Raw genomic sequence first — 10,801 nt, forward strand, 5'->3', positions numbered from 1 at the left:
AATATCATTGGCATCTTCCATTAATATAATGGCGTTTGTAATTGCTCCAGGTCCACATATCATTGGAATAGCTAAAGGAGTTATAGAAATGTCTTCTACATAGGCATCAATTTGTTTTTCATCATCGGTATGTTTAAACTGTCCTAAACGTGCTTGTAGCATATCCCAACCCATCATAAAAAAAATCAATCCTCCAACAACTCTAAAACTATTGACAGATATTCCAAAGAAATTAAATAAAATTTGACCAGAAAAAGCAAATGCTATTACTGTAAAAAATGCTACAATTGTTGCTTTTTTAGCAGTTTGTTTGCGGCGTTCTTTACTTAAAGATGCGGTCATAGTCATAAAAATAGGCATTGTTCCCAACGGATTAATGATGGTGAAAAATGCTGTAAAAGCTAATAACGCAAAAGAATATATTTCAGTCACAATAAGTAAATTTAGTTAAATGTTGGTACTTCAATCCAATCAAACCTTACACTACCATCTTCATCAATAGTTGTTAATTTAATTGGATGCAAGGTATTTACTAACTCAGGATTCCAAGGAGTTTTTACTTTTACATAATTCTCTGTAAATCCGTGTATATATCCATCTTTATTTTCGCTCTCAAACAATACTGTAGACTCATTACCTAACTGACTTTCATAAAAAGCTCTACGTTTTTTAACCGATAAACCACGTAACATTTTACTGCGTTTGTTTCTTACTTTTAAAGGAACAACGCCATCCATTTCAACAGCTTCTGTATTTGGTCTTTCAGAATAGGTAAACACATGTAAATACGATATATCTAATTGGTTTAAGTAGTTGTAAGTTTCTAAAAATAATTCGTCCGTTTCACCAGGAAAACCAACAATTACATCTACTCCAATACACGCATTTGGCATTGCTTTTTTAATTGCAGCAACTCTGTTATCGTATGTTTCACGCAAGTATCTGCGTTTCATTAACTTTAATAAAGTATCACTACCACTTTGCAAAGGAATATGAAAATGTGGTACAAAACTGTTGGATTTGGCTACAAAATCAATTGTTTCATTCTGCAATAAATTTGGTTCTATAGATGAGATTCGTAATCTATGAATTCCATCAACAGTATCTAATGCTTGTACTAATTCTAAAAAGGTATGTTGGTGCTTTTTGTTTCCAAATTCACCTTTACCGTAATCACCAATATTCACACCAGTTAATACAATTTCTTTAATGCCTTTTTCTGAAATTTCTTTGGCATTTTTTAATACATTTTGCAATTCGTCACTTCTAGAAATTCCTCTAGCCAATGGAATAGTACAATACGTACATTTATAATCGCAACCATCTTGCACTTTTAAAAAGGCACGTGTTCTATCGCCAATAGAATAAGAGCCAACATAAAAATCGGCTTCTTCTATTTCACATGAGTGCACTTCACCCATATCATTTTTAGAAAGATTATTAATATAATCGGTTACTTTAAACTTTTCTGTAGCTCCCAAAACTAAATCAACGCCATCTACCGCGGCTAATTCTTCTGGTTTTAGTTGTGCATAACAGCCAATAGCTATTAAAAAAGCTTTTTCATTTTGTTTTAAAGCATTTTTAACAATTGTTTTAAAACGTTTATCGGCGTTATCTGTTACAGAACAGGTATTAATTACGTATATATCAGCTACTTCATCAAATTCCACACGATCAAAACCTTCGTTTTGAAAGCTACGTGCAATGGTAGAAGTTTCCGAAAAATTTAGTTTACATCCTAACGTGTAAAATGCGACTTTTTTTTGTGCGCTCATTCTTGTACATTTATCGGATGCAAAAGTACAGAATTTTATTTTTATATTAATGATTGCAAACACACCAAAACCACCTTATTACGCTGTTATTTTTACAACCTATCGAACTGATATTGATGAAGGTTACTTTGAAATGGCTGAAAAAATGGAAAAGTTAGCAGCATTACAAGAAGGATTTTTAGGCGTTGAATCTGCTAGAAACCAATTGGGAATTACCATAAGTTATTGGAGTAGTTTGGAGGCTATAAAAAATTGGAAGCACAATTTAGAACATTCTGAAGCGCGTGAAAAGGGTAGAAGTACTTGGTACAAAAAGTATAAATTAAGAATTTCTAAAGTAGAAAGAGATTATGAATTTGAAAAGTAAGTTTTGTTTGTTTGTTTGTTGTAGTTTGTTGTTGGTATCATGTACAAAGCAAATTTCAAAATATAATGATAATCAGGTTTTTAGGTATAATGAACATGCCAATATTACCACGCTTGATCCTGCATTTGCAAAAGATTTACGCACCATTTGGGTAACAAATCAATTATTTAACGGCTTAGTGCAGTTAGACGATCAGTTAGAAGTTCATCCAGATATTGCTAGTTCTTATACTATTTCTGAAGATGGAAAAACCTATACTTTTAAATTAAGAGATGATGTATTTTTCCATAAACACAAAGTTTTTGGGAAAGATTCTACAAGAGTTGTTACCGCAGATGATTTTGTATATAGTTTTAATCGTTTATCAGATCCTGAAGTTGCTTCGCCTGGAAAATGGGTATTGGAATTTGTAGATTCTTTTACAGCTGTTGATGCTACTACTTTTGTAATTGAATTAAAACAACCATTTCCACCATTTTTAAGTATTTTAAGTATGAAATATTGTGCGGTGGTTCCTAAAGAAGCAGTTGAATATTACGGATTAAATTTTAGAGCAAACCCTGTAGGAACTGGCCCTTTTCAATTTAAATTATGGGTTGAAAATGAGAAATTAGTTTTCAGAAAAAATACTAATTATTACGAAGTTGATGATAATGGACAAAAATTACCGTATTTAGAAGCAGTTGCAGTTACTTTTTTACCGGATAAACAGAGTGAGTTTCTGCAATTTATTCAAGGAAATTTAGATTTTATGAGTAGTATTGATGCGTCTTTTAAGGATGATTTATTAACGAATGATGGAAAATTAAAAGCGCATTATACAGCAACTATTGAAATGATTTCTGGTCCTTATTTAAATACAGAATATTTAGGGGTGTATTTAGATGCTGAGGAGCAATCTGTACATTCAGAAAAAATTAGAAAAGCCATTAATTATGGTTTTGATCGTGTAAAAATGATTAAATATTTACGAAACGGTATTGGAACTCCAGCTGTTAATGGTTTTATACCAAAAGGATTACCGAGTTTTAACAATATGAAAGGTTATACTTATCAACCTGAATTAGCTAAAAAATTAGTGCAAGAATATATTAAAGAATCTGGAAATACCAATCCAACGGTAACAATTAGCACTAATAGTCAGTATGTAGATTTATGCGAATATATACAACGTGAAGTACAAAAAACAGGATTAGAAGTGAAGATTGATGTAATGCCACCTTCAACACTTAGACAAACAAAAGTACAAGGGAAATTAAGTATTTTTAGAGGAAGTTGGGTAGCAGATTATCCTGATGCGGAAAACTATTTATTTATATTTCATAGTAAAAACTTTTCGCCAAACGGACCTAATTACGTGCATTATAGTTCTAAAGAGTTTGATGAATTATATGAAACTTCAACAAAAATAACCGACAACAAAACGCGTAGAGCAATGTATCAAAAAATGGATAGTATGGTAATGGCTTCTGGCGCTATTATTCCGTTGTATTATGATGATGTAGTGCGTTTTACACAAAAAAATGTAACAGGTTTGGGAATTAATCCTATTAACTTTTTAAGTTTAAAAAAGGTTAAAAAAGCAGCTGTTAAATAAACGGATTTATTATTACTTCAAAAGTGTCAATACCTGTTGAAGTAGTAAATAATTTTTCAGATAAAAACTCTCCTTCCGTATAAGGATAAGAAGTTATAGGCTCTATACATAACATATTTTTAGCAGGAGTCCATAGCATAAAATTATGAAAACCAGTTGTTTTAATGTTAATATTTAAACCAGTAGTTTTAGTTAACGTAATTTCTTCTGAATTTATAATAGGAAAGGCAGTATCACCACCTTTCATAATTTCAGGAATAGAAATTTGTTGATTTTTTGATGTTATAATTTCATTTAAAGTACCATTTAACATAAAAGCAGGATGATAACCTAACATAAAGGGCATTCCTTTTTCTGCTTCAATTTCAAAAGTAATTTTTAATAAAGTATTGGTTAGTTCGTAGCTTTTTTTGAACGAAAAATTATATGGCCAAAACACAAATTCTTCAGGAGATTTCTCTGGAAACTTTGCGTTTTTAACATTTGTATTTGCATTATATTTTTTTTGATAAACAGCAGTGCATGAACTACTGTTTATCAAATTATAATGTAATTCTCTTAAAACACCATGTTGGTCTTGAATACAAGCTCCTTTAGGAGTGGTTACAGTAAAATTAGCAGCTGCAGTTGGACCAATAATAGGAAACATTTCAGTATCGGTATTTCGCCAACCTGGATTTCCTTTTTGGTGCATAATTTCTTCGTTATCTCTTATAAAACTCACTAACTCACCAGCGTCAATTTTAACAACTGATTTTTTATCTGAACTAATTAATGTAACCATTTTCAATTTTACTATTTATTATGTTCAACAATATAATTCATCATTTTTTCTATTAAATGCACTCTATCAACCCCACGCACATTATGTTCGTGCATTGGATAGGTAAAAAAGTCTATTTGTACTTTTTGTTTTACCGCTTCTTGTAATAAAGTCATACTGTGTTGAGGTACAACCGTTGGATCCACGCTTCCGTGAATTAATAATAATTTACCTTGTAGATTTTTAATGTAATTATGCACTTTTGCTTTTTCGTAGCCTTCTGGGTTTTCTTCAGGCGTATCCATATAACGTTCTCCGTACATAACTTCATAATATTTCCAATCGGTTACAGGTCCTCCAGCAACGGCAGTGGTAAACATACCTGGATTACGTAGCATTAAACTTGTTGTCATAAAACCACCATAACTCCAACCGTTTACAGCAATTCTATTGCTATCAACATAACTTAAAGATTTTAAATAGTCAACACCAGTTAATTGGTCTTCAATTTCAGCATCTCCTAAATTTCTATGAATGATACTTTCAAAAGCAAAACCTCTATTGGCAGAACCTCTGTTATCTAACGTAAATACAATATAATTTTGGTTAGTCGCAAAAGCATCCATCCATAAATTAGCGCCGCCTAACCAAGAATTTGTCACCATTTGTGCGTGAGGACCACCATACACATAAATTAATACAGGATATTTTTTAGTAGCATCAAAATTTGCTGGTTTTATAACTCTTGCATATAAATTGGTGTTATCATTTCCTTTTAAGGTTACAAATTCAGTAGTTCCCAATTTATAGTCTGCTAAAGGATTTTCAGAAATTAAAATAGAAGTAGATTTCTTTTTATTGATATCTGAAATTTCAACAATATTTGGTGTTGTTAAATTGCTGTAATTATCAATTAGATAAGCTCCGTTGGTACTTAATTGTGTGTAATGCGTTCCGTTTTGTTGAGTTATTTTAGTGTATTTTCCTGATTTTAAGTTTACTTTAAAAGTATGAGATTCTCTTGCATCTGAACCAGTTCCGGTAATGAAAACATTTTTTCCAGCGGCATCAAAACCTAAAACTCCGGTAACTACCCAATTAAATTTAGTAAGTTGTTTTATAAATTTTCCTTCAATAGTATATTCGTATAAATTCATAAAACCATCACGTTCACTAAACCATAAAAAATTAGTAGTGCTTTTAGGTAAAAATACTGCGTCAAACTCTGGTTCAGTCCATTTATCACTAGTTTCTTCAAAAAGGGTGTTTATTTTTTTGCCAGTTTCAACACTATATCTGTTATACCAAACGTGGTTTTGCCCTCTGTTTATTTCGGCAACAAAAACGTATTTTTCATCGGGAGACCAAGATAGGTTTGTTAAATAATGTTCATCAGAAGTGTCAATATCTAAATAGCTAGTTTTTTGTGTTTTTAAGTTAAAAATTCCAATTTTTGCTTGTTCACTTCCTTGACCAGCCATTGGATATTTTATATTTATTAAAGCAGCTGGTGTAGTATTAATATCAACTAAAGGATAATCGGTTACATTGGTTTCGTCTTTTTGATAAAAGGCTAAATAATTACCTTCTGGGCTCCAAAATGTACCTTTATGAATACCAAACTCGCTTCGGTGAATTGCTTGTCCAGAAACGATGTTTTTATCAGAAATTTCAGTGACAGCAATTTTAGAATTTGAACTTGTTGCAATAAATAAATTATTATCTAAGGTATAAGCAATAGCTTTTGCTTTTGAATTGTATTCGCTATTTTGTGCATTTTCATTATAGCTGATAGAAGTTTCTTTGTTAGAAGTTTTATAATTATAGATTTCTATGGTGTTTGCAGTTCCAAAAGTTAGCGTTGTATTGTTTATTTCTTGGATATATGGAAACCTTTTTAAATCTGAATATGTTTTTTGTAGCTCTTCAAAGGTTATTTTTTGAGTTACGTTATTAGTTTTTGCATCAGAAAATAATAAACTATTTTCTTTTTGATATATATAAGAATCTGTATTTGAAACCCATTGTAAATTGTATAATGATGTTGGGTATAAACCTTTGTAATATCCTAAAACAGCATCTTCTATAGAAAGTTCTTTTTGTTGAGAAAACCCTAAAAAGAAGGAACAGATAAATAGGAGTGACGTAATTTTTTTCATTGGTAAAAAGTATTTTTTTAAACGTGTAAAATAAAACTATTAAATAGTTTATAGGCTGATGTTTATCAGTTTGTATTAAAATTAAAACGTGCCATTATTGGATAATGGTCTGAATATTTAACATCAAAAGTTTTAAAATTGTTTACGGTTATTTCTTTATCAGTTAATATAAAATCAATTCTTAACGGAAATTCAAAATCGTAGGTTTTTCCAAAGCCCTTTCCTGCAATTTCAAAGGCATCATTTTTATTTCTTTTTAATTGTTTATAAACATAAGAAAAAGCAGTATTGTTAAAATCGCCGCAAATAATAGATTTGTAGTTTATTTTTTTTTGATGCTGAATAATTAATTCTACTTGATTGGCTTGTTTTTTAAAAGAATTTTCTAATCGGATTCGTAGTTTTTCTGATATTTCCTGATTAAAATGTTCGTTTTTCGGATTTATTTTAAGCGATTCTAAATGCACATTGTATACTCTAAAGGTATCTTTACCTTTTACAATATCTGCAAAAATGGTATTATTTCCAGAATTAGAGAAGTTTAAAGATTCGGACTTTATAATTTTATACTTAGAAAATATAGCGTGACCAAACTGACCGTTTTTTTGACTTCTTTTAATATATTTATATGGAAAATTAAAACCTAAATTTGCTTTCGGATTAAATTCTTGTAAACACAAAATATCGGGTTGTTGTTCGTTTATAAAAGCATAAATTTTTTGATCAACGTTGGCTTCATCAATCCAATTGTACAAATTAAACATTCGAACGTTATAGTTCATTATTTTAATATCATCTGGTTGGAATACTTTTTTTTCGGAAAAGCTATATAGTTTTGTAACGTATTGTATTCCAATAAGTAAAACTAATGTTGAAATTAAAAATTGTTTTTTAAAACGCAGTATCCAATAAACAATAAATAAAATATTTAATATTAAAACAAAGGGAATAGATAATCCAACAAAAGAAACTAGAGAAATAGTGTTTGGAGAGATAAAATAACTTAAAAATGCAACCAAAGATATTGCTGCAACAATAGAGTTTGCAATAAATAGCAATTTATCTATAAATGGTAGGTTTTTCATCAGTTATTTTTTGCCTGCTCTAAATAAAAAATCTTTTTCTTCTTTGGATAAACTTTCGTAACCAGATTTGCTAATTTTATCTAAAATATCATCAATTTTACGTTGTTTAGTTTTAGAAACTTCATCTGGATTGGTTCTGGTTTTAGATTTATAAACTGTTTTTAAATTGGTTTTGGTGGTTTTACTTTTAAATAAATTTGAAAAATAAGAAACTATATTTTCAAACCATTTTCCAATATCATTACCAGCACCTAATTGTTTTGCGTAAATATAACCAAATAAAGCGCCGCTTAAATGCGCAATAGCACTAGCATTGTTATTGGTTGCCAATTGCAATATACTAAGTACTACCCAAATAGCAGCCAACACCCATAATTCTACACTTCCTATAAACCGAAGTCGTAATGCATAACGTGGTATTTTAGTAGCAATTGCAACAAAAATAGTACTCACTGCGGCCGATGCTCCTCCTAATGGATCTCCAGTTTTATTGGAAAGATAGTAAGTTAATAGAAAAGAGATACCACCAACTATAATTCCTAAAAAATAAAAATTTAAGAACTGTTTTTTTGTGTAAAAATCTAAAAATAAGTTTCCTATATAGTATAAAACCAATAAGTTAGACAATACATGGAACAGCCTTTCGTGTATAAATGCGTAGGAAATTAACGTCCAAGGTTTTAATAGAAAAGCGTTTAAATTGCTTGGTAAGGCAAACCATTGCACCATAAATGTGGTGAACAACGCAGTAATTAAAAATAAAAATACGTTGATGTAAATTATTTTTTCAACTATGGTTGCTTGTTGGTAAGCATTTTTTATTTCGTTTATAAAACTCACTAATTCCAGCGATTAAATTGATTTTGTTTCCAATAATATGCTATAATAAAGCCAATAATTGCACCACCAATATGCGCAAAATGTGCCACATTTCCAACAGAATATTTAGTCATTCCAAAAAATAAATCTCCTAATATAATTACAGGTATAAAATATTTAGCTGCAATAGGAACAGGGAAAAATATTAAAGCCAATTTGGCATTAGGAAAAGCCATTCCAAACGCAACTAAAACACCATAAATAGCACCAGAAGCTCCAACTGCTGGTGTGTGATAGGTAGCATAAAATTCGTTTAAATTTTGTGATGAAATATGTTCTAAAATTTGATTGTTATAACTTCCAGTTTCTAAAATATTTTGAATATCGGTAGCCGATAAACCCAAATTTATTAATTGCTCGTACACACCGTTAAACTGATAATAATTTACCAATGTATAAATGGCTCCAGCGCCTAATCCGGCAGAAAAATAAAAGAATAAAAATTTATTTCGTCCCCACATTTGTTCTAAAGGCGTACCAAAAGCCCATAAACCATACATATTAAAAAGTATGTGAGCAAAACCACCATGCATAAACATATGCGTTAAAAATTGCCAAAAACCAAACTTTGGGTTTTCAGGAAAATAGAGCGCAAATAAGCTATCCAATCCTAAATTTGGTAGTAGTTGCGGCGCAATAAAGAATATAACATTAATTATTATTAAATGTTTTATAACTTCTGTAATTCTTCCCATAATTTTAAAGCGTTAACAGTGTTTAGTTGTTAAATTTTTTATCAATTTCGTCAATATTAACCGTAATAAATGTTTTTTTTCCAAAAGGAGATGTATCCGGTTCTTTACACAAAAATAATTTATTTACAATATCTTCTTGTTCTTTTAAATCTAATTTTGTGCCAGTTTTAATGGCCAATGTTTTTGCTAAACTTTTTGCCATAATATCTAACTGACTAAAACTAGTATCAGGAATATCATTATTAATATCTTCTAATAATTGTTCAATAATTATAGATATTTGACTTTCAACAATTGTAGTTGGAATTCCTGAAATTACAATAGAATCTTCTAAAATTTTATCAAACAAAAAACCAATACTTTCTAAATCTTCTTTAATATCTTTTATAGAAGCAATATCGGTTTTATTAAAAGATAATTCTAAAGGAAACAACAATTGCTGACTAGCTGCCTCTTTTACGGTGATATTCTCTAAATATTCTTCGTATAAAATACGTTGATGTGCCAAATTTTGATGAATATAAACAATACCAGATTTTATACTGCTTATAATGTATTTATTATGAATTTGGTATGTTTTATTACTAGATTTTTCTTCCGAAAATAAACTTGAATGAACTATTTCTGGTTCTACTTCAATAGTTCTTGCATCAATTCCTGTATATAAACTTTCCCAATCGGTTGTTTTTTCTCTTTTAAATGGAAAATGAATATTTTGTTGCTCAGTTTTAAACGGATTAAAATTTCTATCAACCGTTATGGTTGGTTTGGATGCACTTTTGCCTTTAAAATCATAAGGAGTATCCATAGAAGCATCTCTGTCAAAATCAAGTACTGGAGCAACATTATATTGTCCTAAACTGTGTTTTATAGTTGACCGAAGAATGGCATATAAAGTTTTTTCATCATCAAATTTTATTTCTGTTTTTGTTGGATGAATATTAATATCAATACTATTTGTTGGCACGTTTAAGTACAAAAAATAGGTTGGATACACACCATTTGAAATTAATCCGTCAAAAGCACTTGAAACAGCGTGATTTAAATAGGCATTTTTAATAAAACGATCATTAACAAAAAAGAACTGTTCGTCTCTTTTTTTCTTAGCAAATTCAGGTTTTGTAACAAAGCCAGTTATTTCAACAACATCTGTAGTTTCATTAATTGGTACTAATTTTTCGTTGGTTTTTTTTCCAAAGATAGCAACAATACGTTGTCTTAAATTTCCTGACATTAAATTATAAATCTCACTTTCATTATGATGAAATTCGAAAGAAATAGTAGGATGAGCAAGAGCAACTCTTTGAAACTCGTTTACAATATGACGTGTTTCAATAGTATTTGATTTTAAAAAATTTCGACGAGCCGGAATATTATAAAATAAATTTTTAACAGCAATTGAAGTTCCGTTAGTTGTAGAAACAGATTCTTGAGAAACTACAGTGCTACCTTCAATTTTAATAGCTGTACCTAATTGT

10 protein-coding genes are annotated in these 10,801 nt (G+C 29.9%); 2 read left to right on the plus strand and 8 right to left on the minus strand.

The window, feature by feature from the left end; genetic code table 11:
- Positions 1-432 (minus strand): MarC family protein (locus ABY298_RS11980; RefSeq protein ID WP_372746295.1); only part of this gene is annotated, 432 nt, incomplete at its 3' end.
- Positions 433-443: 11 nt separating this feature from the next.
- Positions 444-1,778: a tRNA (N(6)-L-threonylcarbamoyladenosine(37)-C(2))-methylthiotransferase MtaB gene (mtaB, locus tag ABY298_RS11985; protein ID WP_372746296.1), complete on the minus strand. Its 1,335-nt coding sequence runs from the start codon at positions 1,776-1,778 to the stop codon at positions 444-446.
- Between the two features lie 49 nt (positions 1,779-1,827).
- Here mtaB and ABY298_RS11990 point away from each other — a divergent pair, with 49 nt between their 5' ends.
- Positions 1,828-2,145 (plus strand): antibiotic biosynthesis monooxygenase, encoded by a 318-nt coding sequence (locus ABY298_RS11990; protein WP_372746297.1) that lies wholly within the window; start codon positions 1,828-1,830, stop codon positions 2,143-2,145.
- Positions 2,129-3,742, plus strand: a complete 1,614-nt coding sequence (locus ABY298_RS11995) for an ABC transporter substrate-binding protein (protein WP_372746298.1) — start codon at positions 2,129-2,131, stop codon at positions 3,740-3,742. Before ABY298_RS11990 ends, ABY298_RS11995 begins: the two co-directional genes overlap by 17 nt.
- On the opposite strand, the gene ABY298_RS12000 is transcribed toward ABY298_RS11995, so the two are convergent.
- The 6 genes from ABY298_RS12000 to mutL all read right to left on the minus strand — a co-directional run.
- Positions 3,735-4,526, minus strand: a complete 792-nt coding sequence (locus tag ABY298_RS12000; RefSeq protein ID WP_372746299.1) for an aldose 1-epimerase — start codon at positions 4,524-4,526, stop codon at positions 3,735-3,737. The two genes, ABY298_RS11995 and ABY298_RS12000, sit on opposite strands and share 8 nt — an antisense overlap.
- Before the next feature lie 11 nt (positions 4,527-4,537).
- Positions 4,538-6,664: a DPP IV N-terminal domain-containing protein gene (locus ABY298_RS12005; RefSeq protein WP_372746300.1), complete on the minus strand. Its 2,127-nt coding sequence runs from the start codon at positions 6,662-6,664 to the stop codon at positions 4,538-4,540.
- A 65-nt stretch (positions 6,665-6,729) separates the two neighbouring features.
- Complete coding sequence (locus ABY298_RS12010; protein ID WP_372746301.1) at positions 6,730-7,749, minus strand: endonuclease/exonuclease/phosphatase family protein; 1,020 nt, start codon at positions 7,747-7,749, stop codon at positions 6,730-6,732.
- A gap of 3 nt (positions 7,750-7,752) precedes the next feature.
- A complete protein-coding gene (locus tag ABY298_RS12015) occupies positions 7,753-8,589 on the minus strand; it encodes a rhomboid family intramembrane serine protease (RefSeq protein ID WP_372746302.1) in 837 nt (278 codons plus the stop codon).
- Positions 8,589-9,323, minus strand: a complete 735-nt coding sequence (locus tag ABY298_RS12020) for a rhomboid family intramembrane serine protease (protein WP_372746303.1) — start codon at positions 9,321-9,323, stop codon at positions 8,589-8,591. Before ABY298_RS12020 ends, ABY298_RS12015 begins: the two co-directional genes overlap by 1 nt.
- 22 nt (positions 9,324-9,345) lie before the next feature.
- On the minus strand, positions 9,346-10,801 hold a 1,456-nt coding region (gene mutL / locus ABY298_RS12025), incomplete at its 5' end, for a DNA mismatch repair endonuclease MutL (protein WP_372746304.1).

This window comes from Lutibacter sp., assembly GCF_041596795.1.
GTDB lineage: Bacteria > Bacteroidota > Bacteroidia > Flavobacteriales > Flavobacteriaceae > Lutibacter.

Excerpts from the sequence above, each read along its gene's own strand:
- mtaB (WP_372746296.1), bottom strand. The coding sequence starts at position 1,778 with ATGAGCGCACAAAAAAAAGTCGCATTTTACACGTTAGGATGTAAACTA.
- ABY298_RS11990 (WP_372746297.1), top strand. The coding sequence starts at position 1,828 with ATGATTGCAAACACACCAAAACCACCTTATTACGCTGTTATTTTTACA.
- ABY298_RS11995 (WP_372746298.1), top strand. The coding sequence starts at position 2,129 with ATGAATTTGAAAAGTAAGTTTTGTTTGTTTGTTTGTTGTAGTTTGTTG.
- ABY298_RS12000 (WP_372746299.1), bottom strand. The coding sequence starts at position 4,526 with ATGGTTACATTAATTAGTTCAGATAAAAAATCAGTTGTTAAAATTGAC.
- ABY298_RS12005 (WP_372746300.1), bottom strand. The coding sequence starts at position 6,664 with ATGAAAAAAATTACGTCACTCCTATTTATCTGTTCCTTCTTTTTAGGG.
- ABY298_RS12010 (WP_372746301.1), bottom strand. The coding sequence starts at position 7,749 with ATGAAAAACCTACCATTTATAGATAAATTGCTATTTATTGCAAACTCT.
- ABY298_RS12020 (WP_372746303.1), bottom strand. The coding sequence starts at position 9,323 with ATGGGAAGAATTACAGAAGTTATAAAACATTTAATAATAATTAATGTT.